Annotated in this window: 22 protein-coding genes and 1 pseudogene; 21 read left to right on the top strand and 2 right to left on the bottom strand. The window is 35.3% G+C overall.

Annotated elements, in window-relative coordinates; genetic code table 11:
- The first annotated feature begins 88 nt into the window (after window positions 1-88).
- From SPD89_RS10965 to SPD89_RS10955, 3 genes are read left to right on the top strand one after another with little or no spacing between them, the layout of a single operon-like run.
- The gene (locus tag SPD89_RS10965; RefSeq protein WP_336261993.1) at window positions 89-235 is read left to right on the top strand and encodes a hypothetical protein; all 147 of its coding nucleotides are present in this window, start codon (window positions 89-91) and stop codon (window positions 233-235) included.
- 14 nt (window positions 236-249) lie between these two features.
- A complete protein-coding gene (locus SPD89_RS10960; protein WP_336261992.1) occupies window positions 250-534 on the top strand; it encodes a DinB family protein in 285 nt (94 codons plus the stop codon).
- Between the two features lie 44 nt (window positions 535-578).
- The gene (locus tag SPD89_RS10955) at window positions 579-896 is read left to right on the top strand and encodes an MGMT family protein (protein ID WP_336261991.1); all 318 of its coding nucleotides are present in this window, start codon (window positions 579-581) and stop codon (window positions 894-896) included.
- 214 nt (window positions 897-1,110) lie between these two features.
- Here SPD89_RS10955 and SPD89_RS10950 read toward each other — a convergent pair whose 3' ends face one another.
- The gene (locus SPD89_RS10950) at window positions 1,111-2,190 is read right to left on the bottom strand and encodes a tartrate dehydrogenase (protein ID WP_336261990.1); all 1,080 of its coding nucleotides are present in this window, start codon (window positions 2,188-2,190) and stop codon (window positions 1,111-1,113) included.
- Between the two features lie 243 nt (window positions 2,191-2,433).
- Here SPD89_RS10950 and SPD89_RS10945 point away from each other — a divergent pair, with 243 nt between their 5' ends.
- From SPD89_RS10945 to SPD89_RS10895, 11 genes and pseudogenes are all read left to right on the top strand, one after another.
- Window positions 2,434-3,261 (top strand): cytochrome c oxidase assembly protein, encoded by an 828-nt coding sequence (locus tag SPD89_RS10945; RefSeq protein WP_336261989.1) that lies wholly within the window; start codon window positions 2,434-2,436, stop codon window positions 3,259-3,261.
- A 490-nt stretch (window positions 3,262-3,751) separates the two neighbouring features.
- Window positions 3,752-4,054: a hypothetical protein gene (locus SPD89_RS10940; protein WP_336261988.1), complete on the top strand. Its 303-nt coding sequence runs from the start codon at window positions 3,752-3,754 to the stop codon at window positions 4,052-4,054.
- A gap of 12 nt (window positions 4,055-4,066) precedes the next feature.
- A complete protein-coding gene (locus SPD89_RS10935; protein ID WP_336261987.1) occupies window positions 4,067-4,447 on the top strand; it encodes a hypothetical protein in 381 nt (126 codons plus the stop codon).
- Window positions 4,448-4,752: 305 nt separating this feature from the next.
- Window positions 4,753-5,112: pseudogene (locus tag SPD89_RS10930) on the top strand (polymorphic toxin type 50 domain-containing protein); the annotation flags it as partial.
- Between the two features lie 23 nt (window positions 5,113-5,135).
- Window positions 5,136-5,474, top strand: a complete 339-nt coding sequence (locus SPD89_RS10925; protein WP_336261986.1) for a hypothetical protein — start codon at window positions 5,136-5,138, stop codon at window positions 5,472-5,474.
- Window positions 5,475-5,594: 120 nt separating this feature from the next.
- On the top strand, window positions 5,595-5,990 hold the full coding sequence (locus SPD89_RS10920) for a hypothetical protein (protein ID WP_336261985.1): 396 nt from the start codon (window positions 5,595-5,597) through the stop codon (window positions 5,988-5,990).
- A 133-nt stretch (window positions 5,991-6,123) separates the two neighbouring features.
- Entirely contained in the window at window positions 6,124-6,474 is a 351-nt protein-coding gene (locus SPD89_RS10915) for a hypothetical protein (protein ID WP_336261984.1), read from the top strand.
- The gene (locus SPD89_RS10910; RefSeq protein ID WP_336261983.1) at window positions 6,450-7,019 is read left to right on the top strand and encodes an SMI1/KNR4 family protein; all 570 of its coding nucleotides are present in this window, start codon (window positions 6,450-6,452) and stop codon (window positions 7,017-7,019) included. The genes SPD89_RS10915 and SPD89_RS10910 overlap by 25 nt, the downstream gene beginning before the upstream one ends.
- 81 nt (window positions 7,020-7,100) lie before the next feature.
- Window positions 7,101-7,412 carry a TRAP transporter large permease subunit gene (locus tag SPD89_RS10905; RefSeq protein ID WP_336261982.1) on the top strand — a complete coding sequence of 104 codons (312 nt, stop codon included), beginning with the start codon at window positions 7,101-7,103 and terminating at the stop codon, window positions 7,410-7,412.
- Window positions 7,413-7,533: 121 nt separating this feature from the next.
- The gene (locus SPD89_RS10900) at window positions 7,534-8,004 is read left to right on the top strand and encodes a DUF2243 domain-containing protein (RefSeq protein ID WP_336261981.1); all 471 of its coding nucleotides are present in this window, start codon (window positions 7,534-7,536) and stop codon (window positions 8,002-8,004) included.
- Window positions 7,997-8,773, top strand: coding sequence for a cytochrome c oxidase assembly protein (locus tag SPD89_RS10895; protein WP_336261980.1), 777 nt, complete (start codon window positions 7,997-7,999; stop codon window positions 8,771-8,773). Before SPD89_RS10900 ends, SPD89_RS10895 begins: the two co-directional genes overlap by 8 nt.
- Window positions 8,774-9,360: 587 nt before the next feature.
- Here SPD89_RS10895 and SPD89_RS10890 read toward each other — a convergent pair.
- Window positions 9,361-10,263 carry an endonuclease I family protein gene (locus SPD89_RS10890; RefSeq protein ID WP_336261979.1) on the bottom strand — a complete coding sequence of 301 codons (903 nt, stop codon included), beginning with the start codon at window positions 10,261-10,263 and terminating at the stop codon, window positions 9,361-9,363.
- Between the two features lie 175 nt (window positions 10,264-10,438).
- Here SPD89_RS10890 and SPD89_RS10885 point away from each other — a divergent pair, with 175 nt between their 5' ends.
- The 7 genes from SPD89_RS10885 to SPD89_RS10855 all read left to right on the top strand — a co-directional run bounded on the left by SPD89_RS10885 (window position 10,439) and on the right by SPD89_RS10855 (window position 19,221).
- Window positions 10,439-12,640, top strand: coding sequence for a heavy metal translocating P-type ATPase (locus SPD89_RS10885; protein WP_336261978.1), 2,202 nt, complete (start codon window positions 10,439-10,441; stop codon window positions 12,638-12,640).
- A 175-nt stretch (window positions 12,641-12,815) separates the two neighbouring features.
- Entirely contained in the window at window positions 12,816-12,959 is a 144-nt protein-coding gene (locus SPD89_RS10880) for a cytochrome c oxidase subunit 2A (protein WP_336261977.1), read from the top strand.
- A gap of 19 nt (window positions 12,960-12,978) precedes the next feature.
- The gene (locus SPD89_RS10875; RefSeq protein ID WP_336261976.1) at window positions 12,979-13,449 is read left to right on the top strand and encodes a cytochrome c oxidase subunit II; all 471 of its coding nucleotides are present in this window, start codon (window positions 12,979-12,981) and stop codon (window positions 13,447-13,449) included.
- 15 nt (window positions 13,450-13,464) lie between these two features.
- Window positions 13,465-15,159 (top strand): b(o/a)3-type cytochrome-c oxidase subunit 1, encoded by a 1,695-nt coding sequence (locus tag SPD89_RS10870; protein WP_336261975.1) that lies wholly within the window; start codon window positions 13,465-13,467, stop codon window positions 15,157-15,159.
- Window positions 15,160-15,756: 597 nt separating this feature from the next.
- Complete coding sequence (locus SPD89_RS10865) at window positions 15,757-16,674, top strand: peptidase U32 family protein (RefSeq protein WP_336262035.1); 918 nt, start codon at window positions 15,757-15,759, stop codon at window positions 16,672-16,674.
- 12 nt (window positions 16,675-16,686) lie between these two features.
- Window positions 16,687-17,925 carry a peptidase U32 family protein gene (locus SPD89_RS10860; protein ID WP_336261974.1) on the top strand — a complete coding sequence of 413 codons (1,239 nt, stop codon included), beginning with the start codon at window positions 16,687-16,689 and terminating at the stop codon, window positions 17,923-17,925.
- A gap of 384 nt (window positions 17,926-18,309) precedes the next feature.
- Window positions 18,310-19,221 (top strand): DegV family protein, encoded by a 912-nt coding sequence (locus SPD89_RS10855; RefSeq protein ID WP_336261973.1) that lies wholly within the window; start codon window positions 18,310-18,312, stop codon window positions 19,219-19,221.
- The last annotated feature ends 227 nt before the right edge of the window (window positions 19,222-19,448 follow it).

Here is a 19,448-nt window from a genome sequence, read left to right as displayed (position 1 = left end):
GAAGTGGATTTTTTTAAAAAATAACATTTAAAAATTCTGAATAAATTGATAGAATAATTATAAGCTTTTAACGTAGGGGGTGGCTCCATTGAAAAAGGAAAGAGATAGGGACAAAGAGTTCCTAGATTCATGGGTACCCGAAAAAAATGCTGTAACAGGTTTTACATTTCAGGGAATGGGAATGTTTTTATTTTTAATTGGTTTCATTGCACTAATGAAATATTTACTTTTTTAACGGGGAGTGATTGGGTGAAAATTAATGAAGAGGCAAGAGAGGAACTATTAAATGAAGTAACAGGGTTATCAGATGAAGAGATTAATAGAAACCCATCCGGTGATGAGTGGTCTATCAGGCAAGTTTTAGAGCATTTATATGTATTCGAATTGGAAGTAATAAAATCCGTTCAGGAAGAATTAGATAAAGGAGTAGTAAAAGAAAGACCGATTCATTTGGCGGTAAACCGTGATATTAAAGTTGAAGCACCTAGCAATGTAAAGCCGAGTGAAACGTTTGCCACATTTTTTGCAAATTAAAGAAGTGAAAGAGAAGTTAGCAATATAATTTTTGGAGGAGTGACGTGAAAGATTTCACTGAGTATGTAATTACAATTATTAAAGCTATTCCAGATGGTCGTGTGATGACATATGGGCAAATTGCAAAAGTTGCCGGGAAGCCACGTGCAGCACGACAAGTCTCCTGGATTCTTCATTCCATGAGTCAGAAATATAAACTCCCTTGGCATAGGGTAATTAATTCTAAAGGTGAAATATCTTTAAAAGGCAGTGAGCAGAAGGAGTTACTTGAAATGGAAGGAGTTCACTTTAGTAATCTGGGAAAAGTGAACTTGGATACATATTTGTGGGAGCCGGATGAAGAGGAGTTACTACACGGATAAGGAGCTGCCTCGTGGTTATCGTGAATTGCACGGACAAATTGTAATCTCCGTGGTTGTTTTATTTTGTAGACTGTATGGATACATTGTGAACTTCGTAGTTAAGTCACGAATTGGGTGGACAAAACCTCCTTTTTCCTCAGTTACGGAAAATCTAAAACTTGTAGTTCTTCAAGTTTAATAATAACAACAGGTTGGACGTTAGCCAACCTGTTATCTAGCTATTTTGTGCATTCCTTTTTAGCAACTCAACAAAACGATCTCCAACCTCGGAGGTTGATGCTTTTCCGCCCAAATCTGGGGTTAGGTTTTCTGTTTCATTTAATATATCTTTAATCGTATCGAGGATAATTATTCCCCAATTTTCTTCTTGAAAGTAATCCATCATTTGGCTAACAGACCAAAGAGCCGCTAAAGGGTTCGCGATTCCTTTCCCTGAAATATCTGGTGCTGATCCATGAACTGGCTCGAACATAGATGGATACTTTCTTTCAGGATTGACATTTGCCCCGGTTGCTAGTCCCATTCCACCTGTAATAGCTGCACCTATGTCTGTTAAAATATCTCCAAACAAATTTGAAGTTACGACGATTTCAAATCGTTCTGGATTAGAAACAAAATATAAACTAGCTGCATCAACGAGATAGGAGTAAGTTTCTACATCAGGATACTCTTTCCCGACTTCTTCAAAAACTTCATCCCAGAAGACCATCGAATAATTTAAAGCATTTCCTTTACTAATACTTGTAAGTGATTTCTTTTGCTTCTGTGCTTCTTCATATGCAAATCGGATAATTCGTTCTGTTCCTTTACGAGAGAAAACTCCTGTTTGAAGAACAACCTCTTCCGGTTTTCCTTTAAATAACCAATCGCCAGCCCCGGCATATTCACCTTCACTATTCTCTCTTATAACTAAGAAATCAATGTCTTCTTTTGTTTTACCTTTGAGAGGAGTAAGGTTTTCATTCAATAAAGTGATTGGTCGGATATTGACATAAAGATCAAACTCTTTTCGGATTCTTAGTAAAAGATCCCATAAGGATATATGATCTGGTACACCAGGATAGCCAACTGCCCCAAGATAAATTGCATCGAATTTTTTTAATCTGTCAATGCCATCCTCATCCATCATTTTCCCATGCTCAAGATAATACTCACATCCCCATGGAAACTCATCAAATGAAAAAGACAGATTATGATCGAGTTCTTCAACTGCCTTTAAAACTTTTACCCCTTCTGCAACGACTTCAGGTCCTATTCCATCACCAGGTATGAGTGCGATTTTTAACTTTTTCATAAATTCCTCCTATAATTCAATATTGCATTTGAAAAGAGTCATTAATTCTTTCAGCTAAATCATTTCTTCAAACGTTTAACATATTCAGATAGGTTTATCGATCACTTCAACTCTAGAGGGATTTCTTTAATATGTCAATTACACATTACTTGAACATCTTAATCTGGCTTTATTTTCATAAACTGAGTAATTGCCTCATATCATAATAAGTGAACGTCAAAATTTATCGGAGGAATGAGGTGCATGATTACTGCGCTTTTAGCTGAACAGTTAATATGGGATATTCCTCACCTTGTCTTTACTATGATGATTACATGTAGTTATATACTTTATGTCAAACATAATCCGCCACCATCTATAAAACCTTTACAACCGATTTTATTTTTAGTTGGTATTTGGTTACTTTATGTAATGATCGGCAGTCCATTGCTTGCATTTAGTTATTTATCCTTTAGTTTTCATATGATTCAAATGAGTTTTCTCTTCTTTATTATCCCACCACTTATCCTACTCGGAATTCCAGAAAGACTTTACAAAAAAATGGAAGCATTTTACCTTAAATGGAAAATGCCTGCGATTATAGAACCGAAAATAGCCCTTATTTCCTTTGCAATACTCTTCCTGCTATATCATTTACCGAATATTTTATCCATTCTTACTGATTATCCAATATTGCAGAAAACGTATGTAATCTTATTATTTTTACTATCATTTCGAATGGTTTGGCCAATTGCATCACCAAATCCTAGAGACCGATTTTTAACAGAAAAGCGAAAAAAATATCTTTGGCAAAGTAGTGTGTACATTATGCCGGCATGTATGGTATTTATAATCAGTGCACTATTTGGTAGCATGAACAACCCGTTTCTAGGTGAGGTTGCTGCTCATTTATGTCTTCCCGCTGATCGTACGATTCAAGTTTTACCAGCTCCTTTTAATACTAAATATGATCAAATGCTAGCAGGTTTTTTTATGATAGGATTGCATAAAATTGGTTTAGTGGTAACTTGCAGGCTAGAGAAAAATGTTTATAAGGAAATAATGAAAAATGAGCAAATTTGTCAAGAGTGAGTTTGGATTTTTAGCGGATAAGAAAGCGTAAAACTTTATTATCCTGCATAAGAGCAACTAGTGCATTCGCTATAACTCAAGGTACTTACCAATTAATAACCGATCCCGAAAGTGTGGTAAATGAACTCGGTTATATGATTTTACATCCTGTTGAAACTGGAAAATACATGATAGAAGCTATCATAAGTTCATTTGAACGGGATGTTATTAATGGAGACAATGAAAGCCGTGCCTGATGGACCACATATGCCGTTGGAACAGTGGCAGAAACTGTATTAGGCACAAAAGGTGTTCTTGCTGGATTACGGATTTCGCGAACAGGATCCAAAATAAGTAATATTAAATCAAAAGACGTAAATAACACTGGTCAATCAAACATTTTCTATTATCCCAAAAACGATTTAGCATTCGCAGGGGTCTATGACACAGTGCCTATAATGTGTATAATCTGAATTATATTAAAGAACAACTGACCAAAGATTCCATGAATATGAACTTTAAAGTGGATGGTAAGGGTACGGATGAACTTAGTGAAATTGTAAAACACGGTCAAAAAATGCCAAAGCATATTGAAGTGAAGAATAAGACTAACTTGTCTGTAAAAGGAGAACCTAATTCTTCAGCTGATCTGTTAAATCATGATGGAACTGTTAAACAAAGAAGATATTACGATGAAAATGGAAGAGCAAAGGAAGATATAGATTTCAATCATTCTGATGATGGAACCCATACATTTCCTCATAGACACAAATGGGATTGGTCTAAAAAACCTCCTAGACAAAAATCAGAATAAGGGGGATTACTTATGAGTAAAATTCATGATTGTAAAATTTTAAATTATCAAATAGATTTTGAGTATTCAAAAATTGACATGAAAGTGGAAAACGAACAAGAAAAACAAGTGAAAATTTTATTTAAAGATTTTTTTGCTTTTCATTTTGAAAACCAGCTATCTGGCAGCATACTTTTTGATATAGTTGAAGGAGATGTCGATTCGTTTGCTTTAGAAAACAAAGAATTGTTAGATAAGGAAAAGGATTATCTTTGGCCCATGGATTATGAATATGTAGAGGATTTGATTAATTATATCAAGGAAAATAGTTATCATTACTATAAAATATATGCTTCATACGGATTGAATGGATGGATTCTTTCTAAAGGGGTAATCTTTGAAGAAAATGGATAAGGAGGTAAATTATTTAATTCTCATAAATTAATAAGCGAGAATTAAATGTAGTCAAAACAGAATTAAATATCTGAACCTTGATTGGCTTTATGCCTTTCAAGGTTTTTAGTAATGTAAAAAGGATTTACGGGTAAAAAATTCTCAAATTTAAATCAAATACTCATGATGGTAAGTGGACATACGAGATTGGTTGTAGCGATATTTAAATAAAGCGTCAACACTTATTACTATTCAATGAAAATTTACACATGAGGATAACAATGTTCGAAGTTAAAGTGGATGGTAAGGGTATAGTTTATGGTGCACCTAATTATGGAAAGAATTCAGTACCTAAAGGGCCATACCGAGAAATACATGGATTCCCAGTTAAAGTAAAGCCAGGTGCTCAAGAGAAACATATTCCTAATACTCCAAACTACAAACAAGAATAAGCAAACGGAAAAAACAAGAGTATTTTTTATGGCGATAATAAAACAGCACAAGAATTGCTAGATAAGTTTGCAGGAAAAGGTCAATTACTACCAAACGGTAATAAAGAAAGAGTAGACTTTGGTCAACCAATTGGGAAATACTATGATCGCGATACCGGTGAATACCTTGAGACTACTAAAGGATTGATACATTATGGAAAAGACGGTGCTCATATAGTGCCATCAAGACCATAAAAACAAAAGAAATGAGGATGCATATGGGGTATGATTCTTTAATGGGAACATTAATAAATTATAAAGATAGTGACATGATACTAGTATGGGAAAATGGATTGAGGATTATTGGTGAACTAGATACAGTTTTCGAAACAGACAATGGATTAGAAGAGGATGATATGAATTATACAGAATATGATGCAGCCGTATTCAAGGTAAATAAAATTTTATCTCATCCTAGCAATAATAAAGGTAGTTTATATAATTGGTTAACACAAGAAAAAGGTTCATTAATTGAAGTTTCACTTTATGATGATCCTCCTTGTGCAATTTTTTTAACTGACGGACAACGTGTTTGGAAAAGGGATTGTCAGAGATAAAAACGTTATCCTAAACTTATACCTTGATCGGCTATCAGCCATTCAAGGTTTATTTTGAGTGAGGTTAAGTTATGTTGAACAAATACGTATAAAGGAATTGGGCTTGGTATTTACGATGTTGTGAAGGATTTAGGGGAAGGGATCTATGAACTTCACAATAATCCGTTAGATGTTCTTTATCACCTGCTTCTTTTTGCAGGAAATGTACGATTTCGTCCAGTAGATACATCTTTATATATCAGCAAAGCTTTAACAGATTCATATATTAAAAATGTCGTCAAAGGCGACAACGAGAGTAAGGCACGATGGTTTACATATGTATTCGGAACGCTCGCAGTTGAATTTATCGGCCCTGGAAAAGGCACAGGCACAGCAATTCGAACCTCCAAAAACAGTTCACGGCTGAACAGTATAAAGAATAGCAGCCCTGTTACCGGAGCAAATATATTTTCCAGCACTCCTAAAAACGAATTAGCATTCGCAGGCGCCTATGACCCAAAGTCTTATAACGCGTAAAATCCAAATTATATTCAAGAACAACTGACAAAAGGTTTCACGAATATGAACTTTAAGGTCGATGGTAAGGGTATAGATAATTCCACAACAAGATTACCAAGAACAAATGGTAAATGGGAAGGGGAACCTGGTAATGGAAAATGGTATTCTGATAAACCTGAATGGTGAAGGTGTAGAATTTATTAATGGAAGACCTAACTTTTCACCTTGGTCAGAGGGTGATATAGTATTTGAGAAAGGAAAATTAACAGGTAAACCAAATGACTTTTCATTAGTGTACGAACAAATACAGCAACAATATAATTTGCCATCAAAAAATGCTGCAAAGAAATTATTAAAACAAGCGGGTGTTACACCACACCATAAGTCAAGCACAGTAATAGAATTAATACCAACTGATTTGCATGGAAATATTCTGCATATTGGTTCAGCATCAGATTTACGAGAGGGTATTAAAAAATGGAACAATTTAAAAAGAAGTTAGAAACAATAATTGATTTTGATGTGAAAGAAATTATTAAAAGTTGGGATGAAGACCATATAAATAATCTAGAAATAAAATATGAGATAAAGTTACCTCGAGATTATTCCTTTTATCTGCAACATTATGGTAATGATTATATCAGAGAAGATTATTGCTTTATTCCTTCAAAAGACTTATCAAACAATATTAAGCAAGTACAATTTGAAATAGATTCAATTTATGGATTATATAATGATGAAAATAATATTGAGGACAAGATAAACTTTTATAAAGATTTATTACCAGATGATTTAATTCCTATTGCAGATTTACCAGGAGGAGATTTAGTTTGCATTGGAACAAAAGATGACAAGCAAAATAAAATTTATTTTTGGTTTCACGAAATGGATGGAGAAAATATATATTTAGTATCTGACTCTTTCGAAAATTTTATAATGAACTTTAAAAGATTAGATGTCGAAAAAAATAGTTTAGAAAATGTTAATTTAAATATAAGTGATAAGTTAAATACATTTCTAAATAATGCATCAAAAAAAATGAAATGATGATAAGTGGCTTAAGTATTATATTTAAAAACCTTGATTGACTAAATGCCTTTCAAGGTTTCTTTTTTGGGAGACTACCTAATGCCAAATGAACCACTTATTATCATCAGAGCAGAGATAAGCCTTTTAACGCCGATTTTACTTCCGGTTGTTACCAACATCGGAATTGATCCGATTCATTTTGGAGTTATTCTTGTAATGAACTTAGCAATTGGATTTGTTACTCCACCACTCGGAGTTAACTTATTTGTAGCCTCAACCGTCGGAAAAGTTTCATTTGAAACGATTGTGAGGGCGGTGGTGCCAATTTTAGTGTCGATGCTTATCGCATTATTAATTGTTATTTATTTCCTACCATTATCAACTGGAATTCCAAGTTTATTATCTCCGTAAAAATGAAAAACGCATTCAAGAAAATTCTTGAGGCGTTTTTTAGTGTTTCAGATGAAAGTATATGTTTTTTACTATTTGTAAATCATAATTGTAGTCTAAGGCATTAAAGGAGAGAATTAAAATGGAAAGAGCAAAAGAAGCTGAAAATCGTGTAACCTACGCATCACGAAACTTGGGCTCCGGTTTCTTATTCGGAGTTGGATTGATTGCTTTTATTGATGAATCCGTTTTCCATCAATTGCTTCGCTGGCATCATTTTTATGATAAGTCTACAACTGATATTGGTTTAATTTCAGATGGGCTTTTTCATGCATTCAGCTGGTTTGCTACAATTGGTGGGTTGTTTTTGTTTGCCGATTTGAGAAGACGCAACGCCTTACGTATTAAAAGATGGTGGGGTGGCGTGTTCCTTGGTGCAGGTGCTTTCCAGTTATACGACGGAACGATACAACATAAGATTATGCGAATACATCAAATCCGATATGATGTGAATGTTTTGCCATATGATTTTATTTGGATTGCCGTTGCTATTGTGATTATTTTGATTGGAGTCGTACTGCTTTATCAAACAAGGGAGAAAACTCATGAGTAGCTACATAGGTGGATGGATTTTGGAAGAATTTTTGCTTTGTATATTTATAAGTTTAATAATTGGGTATGGTTATGCAGTTAAAAGATCAAATCAAACATATAGAAAATGGCCACTATATCGAGTAGTTTGCTGGATATTAGGTGTTATTTGTATTGCAATTTCGGTAATTGGTCCGATTGCTCAAGCGTCTCACGAAAATTTCATTTGGCATATGGCCGGACACTTACTGCTTGGCATGTTAGGACCTATTTTTTTAGCAGTCGCTGCACCAATGACATTATTACTACGCATCCTTCCAGTACAAGCCGCACGTAGAGTTACGCGTGTGTTAAGAAGTCGGATTCTTCGTTTTTATACGAATCCTCTTGTTGCTACGATAATAAATATTGGGGGATTATGGATTCTGTACACGAGTCCTATATATGAAATGATGTTACATAGTACAATTATCCATGTACTCATTCATTTGCATGTGTTTTTTGTAGGGTATCTATTTACAATTTCTTTAATTTATATTGATCCAGTGCCTCATCAAGTTAGTTTTTTAAATCGCACGATTGTTTTTGTTATTGCTTTAGCAGGACATGGAATTCTTTCAAAGTATATTTATGCAACCCCACCAAACGGAGTAGATCCTTTACAAGCAAAGATAGGTGGAATGCTCATGTACTATGGAGGAGATGCAATAGATCTTATTATTATCATTATTTTGTTTTATCAGTGGTATACGTCTACTCGTCCTCGAACTACAGCAGTTAGTATAACGTAAGCGTATTGTAAGAGTAGAATAGAAATTTACCGGTATAATCCAAGAGAGCACATCATATTCTTATAATTGATCCTAAAATTATGTTAGAGGTTGTTTATTACTTACTATATTTAAGGCGAAATGGCACGATTGCAAAACAGACAATTAAAATATTTGAGTTGGACAAAAAGAACAATGATACGTTTGAAAATAGAGACTCCATGAAGGTAATGCATTGAACAATTTTTTTCATTTGAGAAGATAGTTTTATCTTGTTACTGAAAAGCAAAATGGAAGAATGAATTTTAAATTTTAAAAACAAAACAAAGTTTCGTTTATCTTTCCCAATTAAATATGAATGAGTTTAGCCATTATGCAAGTAAAGGCAGAGAACATTTTTCTACAAAAGTAATAGAAGAGTTGCATGAGATCGATCATCAATATGATCAAATGCTTGCCAGTGTTTTTATGATAGGATTGCATGATAGTAAATTTGATAGTAATTTGTAAGCTAGAGGAAAAAGGTTCAAAGTAGGGAAGTAATGAAAAAAGAGCCTTATCACAAAGTATGGATTTGGCTCTTTTCGTAATATCGTTCGAAACAGGAACTAATTCCGAGGAAAAGAAATTTTCGTTACCAATTCAGGAAAATCAATAAATGGATTCCGATTCCCTTGAATTTCAAAGATTGCCATATTTCGATGCTTTTCATATGTCGTCACGTTATATTGTTCATGCCAACGTAAAAGTAATGGAAGATCAATCGTTTTTTTGAATCTCCTCGTTATTTTTGTTGGATAACGTAATAAGAAATAAAGGGTTGCTCTAGCAACAACTCCTTTTCCGTACATTGGTTCAAATCGGTTCAATTGATAAAAACCGCAGAAATTTGATGGGTCCTCATCCCGATGTTCATAATATGGATAATTGGATCTGAGACTATTACACCTTGGCTCACAAACGAAAAGATGATGCAAATCACCTTTCATCGGTTCTTTAGCTCGAAACCAAGACTGAGGGACAACATGTTCTGTATTGAATTTATGTTGTCTAGAAATTTGGCGAAGATGTTCTAGTAATCTATCCTTCATAATATCATGCATTTCAACTAGTTCTAGATATCTCTTAAAACGACGGTCGATCGTTGCAAAGTCTTCCTTGATTAATCGCTCGGGTGTTCTTTCTTTACCAGAATAAATAGTTTTAAGTTGACCATTAGACTGGAGATCAACCCAAGTGTATAAATATTGATTTTTGCTAATCGAATAAGGATATTTATGTAGATGTGTTTCTGTAACGAGTTGATGGTACGCGTGAAATAATGTTACACCGACTGATTTATTTTTGGAAATTTCATGATAATAATATTCTTTCCGGACATTATCTTGCTGTTCATCATAGTATTGATTTTGTTCAATTTTTTGTTGATTCTCTGCTAATATTTCTAAAAGCTTTTCGGGACTATATTTCTCCATGCTTTTTAATTCTTCAAGTTCTACCTCAATCCTCATGTGCTCAGGCTTCCTTTCAATAATGCACTATCTTTATTATATTCTATTTAGATCTATATGGATAAAATTTGTTATAAAAATTTTTCGTTTAGATGTTTCCTTTAGTGACCACTATTGTTCTAACGCTATCTTACTCGTAATAGAATTTACTAATACGTAAAAAGTGGTGAGCGAAATGAACATAGAAAAAACAAAACTTGAAGTAAAGGGGATGTATTGTGCAGCTTGTGTGGCAAGAATTGAGAAGGTAGTTTCTAGAATAGAGGGAGTAGAGGAAATAACGGTAAATCTCGCAACAGAGACAGGGAGCATTACTTTTGATAAAAATAAGACAAGCTTACGTGACATAATCTCTAAAATTAATAATTTAGGATTTGAAGCAAGGAAATCAGCACGTATTGAAGGTGATAAAAATCAAGAAATAAAAAAATTAAAATGGAATTTTATCTTTTCAGCTATGTTAACTTTTCCTTTAGCTTGGGCAATGCTCGCACATTTTAAGTGGACAAAGTTTATGTATATTCCTCCTATCCTGACAAACCCTTTTTTTCAATTTACCATTACTATTCCTATTCAATTTATAATTGGATATCAATTTTATGACCGGGCATGGAAAGCAATTAAAAATGGCAGTACAAATATGGATGTTCTTGTTGTGTTAAGTACAAGTGCTGCATTTTTTTATAGTCATTATGTGACATTTACTACCCCTAACTTCTTATATGCAACGGAATCAGCAATGTTGTTTTATGAAACAAGTGCTTTTATTATTACATTTATTTTGTTAGGAAGGTTCTTGGAAGCAAAAACCAAAGTCAGAACTGCAGAAGCACTAAAAAAATTATACGAAGTGCAAACGAAACAGGCAAATTTATATATAGAAGGTAAAGAGAAACTAGTCAATATTAAGGAGCTTGTTCCAGATGATATGGTGATTATTAAACCGGGAGAAAAAGTTCCAATTGATGGACAAGTCACGGAAGGGCATTCCATGATTGATGAATCATTGCTAACAGGGGAGAGTATTCCGATTGAAAAAAATACTGGTGCAGCAGTTTATGCAGGGACGATTAATCAAAATGGACTTTTGAAAGTAAAGGTAACGAAAAAAGAGTCAGAAACAGTTTTATCAACTATTATTTCCATCGTAGAAGAAGCGCAAAATTCAAAAGCCCCGATTCAACATATTGCAGATAAAATTACGGAAGTATTTGTCCCGATCGTTATTATGATCGCCGCAGTTACTTTTGTTGCTTGGTATTTTATATTCCAGCCAGGGCATTTTAATGGTGCTTTAGGAAAAGTTATTGCGGTACTCATTATCGCATGCCCATGTGCTTTAGGTTTGGCGACACCGACTTCAATCATGGTTGGTAGTGGACGGGCAGCACAATATGGAATTTTATTTAAGGAAGGTAGATTTCTAGAATTGCTTGGAAAAAATGATTATATCGTTCTTGATAAGACGGGTACGATTACAAAGGGTGTTCCACAAGTTACAGATATATTTATTGAAAAAATGGAATCAAGGAAATTTATGCAATATATTGGAGCGGTAGAACATACGTTAGATCATCCAGTAGCAAGAGCAATTGTTAATAAGGCAAGCTCGCACGTGGATATTTTTCAAGAGGCCGAGCACGTCAAAAATATACCGGGATATGGAATAAAAGCAGTTGTTCATGGGCACGAGGTAGTCATTGCAAGCTCTGCTTACTTTGAACAGAATGGTTTTTCTCTGCCTAAAAGAGCTTTGAAACAGGAGGAGTTACTGAAAAATGCTGGAAAAACAGTAATGGTAGTGTATGTGGATGGGAGTTTCGCTGGGATGATCGGTGTATTTGACGAAATAAAGTCAAGTTCAATTCAAGCGGTGAAACGGTTAAAACAGCTGGGATATCCGATTATTTTGTTAACGGGTGATCATAAAAGAGCAGGGTTAGCAGTTGCTCGAAAAGTAGGAATTAAAAAAGTATATACAGGATGTACGCCGAATGATAAAGCGAAAATTGTCGAGAAGTTAAAGGAAAACGGTCATCATGTTGTCATGGTTGGTGATGGGATAAATGATGCGCCAGCACTTGCAGTAAGTCATGTCGGTGTTGCTTTAGGGACAGGTTCAGATGTTGCAATTGAATCAGGTGATGTAACGATTATACAGGGAGATTTGCATCGATTAGTTGATGCGATTCAGATAAGTAAAAAAACGATGATCAACATAAAACAAAATTTTGTATGGGCTTTTTTATATAATGTAACGATGATTCCATTTGCAATGTTTGGTATTTTAGTTCCTTGGCTGGCAGGAGCTGCAATGGCGTTTAGCTCTATCTCGGTAGTGCTAAATTCATTGCGGCTAAAGCGAGTAAAAATATGAGATGTTCATGAAGCGATCCTAAAGGGTCGTTTTTTTATTGCGAAGTTATTCAGTGGAGTGTAGGCGCGAGTAAGTTAAATCGATTTATGAAGGACGTTTTTTAATAAAATGTGAATATTAGGAAGTTTTTTACACATACTACCAATAGTATTTACGTATGAGAGAGGGAGATAAATTGGGTAAACAAACTGATGAAAAATCATCTGCAGAACAATACGACGAGAGATTAAAAGGTACGTTTGTTACTGTTATTTTTATCGGGGTTTTTATCATGTTGTCATGGTTTGGAATTTTTTATTACTATATTACAACATTTTAATGAAGGAGTTATATTTAATATGCCTAAACTTGAGAAAATATGGCTAGCGATTGGTTCTGGATCGCTCGTTTTATTTTTAATAATTACAGGTGTGATGGCGGTTGGGATGGGATTGAATCCACCTGATGGGATGCAGACGACGATTGAGCCAGACAAAGTCGAGGCACAAGCGCCGTTTGATAATCCTGGTCTTGAACAAATTGGTCCAAATGAATATAAAGCTACGATTCTTTCTTTTGTGTTTGGTTATGATCCAAATACAATTACTGTACCAGTCGGATCGACAGTTCATTTTGAGGTTACAACAAAAGACGTTGTTCACGGTTTCCATATACCTGGAACTCCAACAAATTTGATGCTTGTTCCAGGACATGTCGCGGAATATTCACAAACCTTTCATGAACCTGGGGAGTATTTATTTTTATGTCATGAATATTGTGGAATAGGTCATGAAGTGATGTATGGAAAAATTGTTGTGGAAGATGTTTAGAGAGGAGTATCAACTATGAGTGATATAGCAGTAGAAAAAGATGAACATGGCAATGTATTGACTGACTTTGACTTTGAGAAAAAAGATGCCAATATGATGATGGCTTATATTTGGTTTGGGATCATTGCAATTTTTCTTGGGGGTCTTGCTGGATTATTACAAATAATGCAGCGAAGCGGTTGGATTACCCTCCCCAATTGGTTGACTTACTATCAATTGTTAACCGCACATGGGGTTCTACTTGTCCTTGTTTTTACTACATTTTTTATCATGGGGTATCTTTTTTCTGGGATTACACGAACCCTAGATGGAAGGCTTACTCCTAGTGTTAGAACCTTAGGATGGATCGGTTTTTATTTAATGGCAATTGGAACGATTATTGCGACGATTCTTATATTAGCGAATGAAGGTACAGTGCTTTATACATTTTATACACCAATGCAAGCATCTCCATGGTTTTATGTTGGACTGGCTATGTTAATAGTGGGAAGTTGGATCTCATCAGCAGGTATGTTTATAGCTTACATACGTTGGAGGAAAAATAATAAAGGACAGCCTTCACCACTATTTGCATATATGACGGTTGCTACATTAATTTTGTGGATTCATGCAAGTCTTGCTGTAGCTGTTTCTGTTGTATTTTTAATTATACCTTGGGCGTTTGGCTGGGTACCACGAGTGGATGTTACATTAACGAGGACTTTATTTTGGTATTTTGGTCATGCACTAGTCTACTTCTGGCTTTTACCAGCATATATTTATTGGTATGTAAATATCCCGCAAATTGTTGGTGGGAAAATTTTCAGTAATTCACTGCCACGGCTTACTTTTATATTGTTGATCTTATTTTCTGTTCCAGTTGGCTTGCATCATCAGTTAACAGAACCGGGAGTAGAATCATTTTGGAAATTCCTCCAAGTTGTTTTAACGATGATGGTTGTTGTACCATCCTTAATTACAGCTTTTTCTATCATTGCTACATTTGAACTCGCAGGCAGATCACGAGGAGGAAAAGGTTTATTTGGCTGGTTAACAAAACTTCCTTGGAAAGATGCTCGTTTTATAACTGCATTTGTAGGAATGATCTTTTTTATACCAGGTGGTGCAGGTGGTATTATTAATTCAAGTTACCAATTAAACCAGATGGTGCATAATACGTGGTTTATTACAGGTCACTTCCATATAACAGTTGGATCTGCAGTCATATTGACATTTTTCGCTGTCTCATACTGGCTTATTCCGGTGTTAACAAAACGTGTTTTTACCAAGCAGTTGAATCGATTAGCGATTATTCAAACTATCCTTTGGAGCATTGGAATGATATTAATGGCTATCATTATGCATTTTGCTGGACTAAAAGGTGCTCCAAGAAGAACCGCCCATTCCACATATGGAGATCATGAGCTTGCATTGTCATGGCTGTCATATGGGCAAGTTATTGGAGTAGGTGGAGTGATTCTGTTTATTGCAATCGTGTTATTGCTTTACATTTGGATTAAACTGTTGTTTTTTGCTCCAAAGTCAGAAAAAACGATCGAATATCCAATTGGAGTAATTCGTGAAAAAGCAGAAGATCCACCACCAATCCTCGAAAGATGGTCGGTCTGGATCGGAGTATCAATTGCTCTTTCCGTCATCGCTTATGCTGTACCGATATATCAGATTGTGGTCAATAATGATCCGGGAGCGCTGCCGTTTAGGAGTTGGTAATTTTAAATATTTCTAGACAACTTCGCTATCCTTAAACGGGAAATCACTGTCACAGGGTTAACGATCCTTAATCATGGAAAAATTTTTATTAATTGTTCACCTAAGGCGTCCGGGGAAGCGAATACGGTCACGATTAGAGTTAAACATGCCTGTTTTCGTCAGATAATAGCATAATCAGTCACAATTAAGAGTAAATCATGTCTATTTTTCCAATTGTAGATTAAAAGCGGTCACGATTAGAGTTTAATCGTGACCGTTCTTCTTGTGGGAAGATGGAATTGGTCACGATATTCCTATGATAAGAGAATCATCATTTAAAATCGTTTCCTTCCTCATTAATAGTTGGAGCAATTTGTGGAAATTTTCCATCTGTAATTCTGATATCTACTACTTTCTCTTTATTTTTAAGTTTTGCCTTTCGAATAACTAGCTCGATCCTTATCTCTTTTCCAAATACATCTTCTATTTCCTATCATTGTACAGATAGAAATTTAAGCAAGGAGAGCGAGGTTAAAAACTCGCTATTTTGTCAAAAATTTGGAAGTTGTAAATTTAATTTCTATGATACGCTAAAATAGAAGGAGATGGAATAAGATGATAGAAATCAAAGCAACTGCAGAATCAGTTGAACAGGCAAAAGATTTGCTTGATGTTGGAGTTGACACGCTGTATGTCGGAAATGAAGCATTTGGTCTGCGTTTGCCTACATCTTTTTCACTGAAAGAGTTGAAGGAAATAGCAGAAATCGCCCATAAGGATGGAAAAAAGGTTTGTGTTGCGGTAAATGCGCTAATGCATAATGAACATATTGAAATAATTATACCTTATTTGAAAAAGCTGCATGAATTTAAAGTTGATAAGATCACTGTAGGGGATCCGGGTGTCATCCACTTGCTAAAAAAGGAAGAACTTGATCTTCCATTTATTTATGATGCTCAGACAATCGTAACAAGTGCGAGGCAAGTGAATTTTTGGGCTAAGCGTGGAGCAGTTGGTGCAGTACTTTCAAGAGAACTTACATTTATCGAATTAAAACAAATGCGTGAACAAGTGAAGATTCCAATTGAGGTACTCGTTTATGGTGCGACTTGTATCCATCATTCAAAACGTCCTCTAGCAGAAAATTATTTTAATTTTACAAATCAAGCGGAATCGGTGTCTAGAGAGAGAGGACTTTTTCTAGCAGAATCAAAAAAACTAGGCACACATTATTCTGTTTATGAAGATGCACAAGGTACGCATATTTTTGCAACTGATGATATTAATCTTGGATTATACCTGAACGATTTAGCAGAAGCAGAACTTACGAGCTGGAAGTTAGACGGAATTTATACGCGAGGGAAAGATTTCGTTGAGATCGTTAAACTATTTGTCGAAGCAAAAAACATAATTAATTCAAGGAATTGGTCAGAACAATTTGCAGAGGATTTCAATAAAAAAGTATGCAAATTACATCCACAAAAACGAACTTTAAATGAAGGGTTTTTCTTGAAACATCCAAGTGAAGTGCAGTAGGAGAGAGAAGTCATGACAACAAAAATAAAACTAAAAAAACCAGAAGTTCTAGCTCCAGCTGGGACGTTAGAGAAACTTAAAACAGCAATTCATTACGGAGCTGATGCTGTTTACATTGGCGGGAATGCGTACGGGCTACGGAGCCGGGCAGGAAATTTCTCATATGAGGAAATGACAGATGGAGTGAATTTCGCCAAAAAGCATCAAGCAAAAGTTTATGTGGCAGCAAATATGGTGACACATGAAGAAGATGCTGAAGGGGCGGGTGAATTTTTTCGTAAGATTCGAGACATTGGAATTGATGCGGTGATTGTATCAGATCCGGCTCTAATGGAAATTTGTATGATGGATGCTCCAGGACTACCGGTTCACTTATCAACACAGGCCTCGGCAACGAATTATGAGACGTTGAACTTTTGGCATTCTGAGGGATTAGAGAGAGTCGTTTTAGCTCGTGAAGTAAGTATGGAAGAAATTAAGCAAATCCGGCAAAATACGGATGTTGAGATTGAAACATTTATTCACGGTGCGATGTGTATTTCATATTCCGGTCGTTGCACGTTATCCAATCATATGTCAGCACGGGATGCAAACCGCGGGGGATGTTCACAATCATGTCGTTGGAAATATGAATTGTTCGAGATACCAGAAGTGGGAGAACGAAAATCATTATTAGCCGGAGACCCAGAAGAAGCCTTTTCCATGAGTGCCGTGGATATGTCGATGATACACCATATTCCAGACCTTGTTCGAAATGGGGTTGACAGTTTAAAAATTGAAGGACGGATGAAGTCAATCCATTATGTGTCAACTGTTTCGAATGTCTACAGTCGTGCGGTAAATGCATTTTGCGAAGATCCGGACAACTATACGTTTAATCAAGAGTGGGAAGATGAGCTTTGGAAAGTAGCCCAGCGAGAACTAGCTACTGGTTTTTACTATGGAGTACCAACAGAGGATCAACAATTGTTTGGGAAAAGAAGAAAAATTCCAGGTTATACATTTATCGGACAAGTGTTGGATTATGATGAAAAATCAGGCATCGCTACGATTGAACAACGAAACAGTTTTGGCATTGGAGATGAAGTGGAGTTTTATGGACCTGGCTTTCGTCATCATACACAAATGATTGATGTATTGTGGGATGAAAAGGGAGAAGAAATCGAGCGTGCACGCCATCCACTGATGACAGTGAAAATGAAAGTCGAGTGTCCTGTTAAACCACATGATATGATGCGAAAAAGGAAATGAATGAACAAAGTAGAATACTTCTAGCATGAGGGCATAGGCTGTCGAGAAAACTCCCGGCAGCTTCTTTTTTTAATAAACGGTGTCTCGGACAAATCTCACCGCTTTTGAACAAATCTTTGTCCGGTGGAGGTTGTTGCGGTCAACTTCCACCGTTTATGAACAAAGTCTTTGTCCGATGGAGGGTGCCATGGATGCTCTTATACTATTTCTCAAAGATCCATCTGTAGGAGGGATGCGCCGTGGAAGGAATAGAGAGGCTCGCTTCATCCCTAACAAGCCAAGTGTATTGGACACTTGACTAAGTAAAGACCGATAAGTAATTGCTTATTTTGATAATTAAATATATTATTAGAATAACAAATGTGAACCACTAAGGGGATAATGATGAAAAAACTTGCCTGGATTACTGATAGTACATGTGGGCTTTCAGAAAAATTTATTAAGAGTAATAATATATTTGTACTACCACTAAATGTTATTGTAAATGGTGTTTCATATAAAGAGGATATTGAATTTACTGAAAATAAATTTTATGAACTGTTAAAAAAACATGGGGAAGGTGCAACAACGAGTCAGCCTGCGTACGGTGAGTTCCTTGATCTATATGAGAGATTAAATGAGGAGTATGATTACGGGATAGCTATCCATGCATCAAGTGCACTAACTGGAACATATGAAAGTTCAATAAATGCATCTATACAAACAGGTTTTCCGGTAGAAGTGATTGACTCGAAAATAGGAGCATATGCTTTAGGTAAAATAATCAAAAAAGGGATTGAACTTGAAAAACAAGGGCGAACGTATGAAGAAATTATTACGAGATTACAAGAATATCCAGAGCAAACCGAAATGTATTTACTCCCAGCAAGTTTAAATCAATTAAAACGAAGTGGCAGGGTAAGCACGACACAAGCCGTATTTGCTAGTTTACTAAATATAAATCTTGTATTGCGTTTTCAAAACGGAAAAGTAATTGTGGATGAAAAAATTCGGACGAAAAAAAGAGCTCAACGACGACTTTTTCAAACAATGTCAGAGGCGATCAAAAATCATAATTTAAAAGAAATATGTGTGATGCATGCGGGTGTAAAAGAACGGGCTCAAGATTGGAAAGAAGAATTAGAGAAAATTCATCAGCAACTAAAAGTAACAATTGAGACATTAGTTCCTGTTGCCGGAGTCCACACAGGATATGGAACAATGGCTGTTTCTTGGTTAAGAGATAATTTCGGTGAAAATGAAAAACGAATTTCAGTAAAGCCATTAGATAGGATGCGAAAAAGAAAATCAATTTAGACCGAAGACTTCCTCTTAAGATAGGGGAGTCTTCTTAAATTATGAAAAAAACATAAATATCGGATAAAATAACTTATTTCCAGATATATCCGTGAAACTAAACTAGCATCAATATTTTTGGTTGCAATTAAGCTAGAGTTTCTATATAAAGTATACATTTTATAAATCCATTATAAACGTAAGGGTTTCTATCCAATTAATTCAAATTGTAGAGATAGCCAAGGACG

Source organism: Pseudogracilibacillus sp. SO30301A, assembly GCF_037072025.1.
Classification (GTDB): Bacteria; Bacillota; Bacilli; order Bacillales; family Amphibacillaceae; genus Pseudogracilibacillus.
Note: the sequence above shows the minus strand (reverse complement) of the source record. Positions and strands in the feature narration are given on the sequence as shown.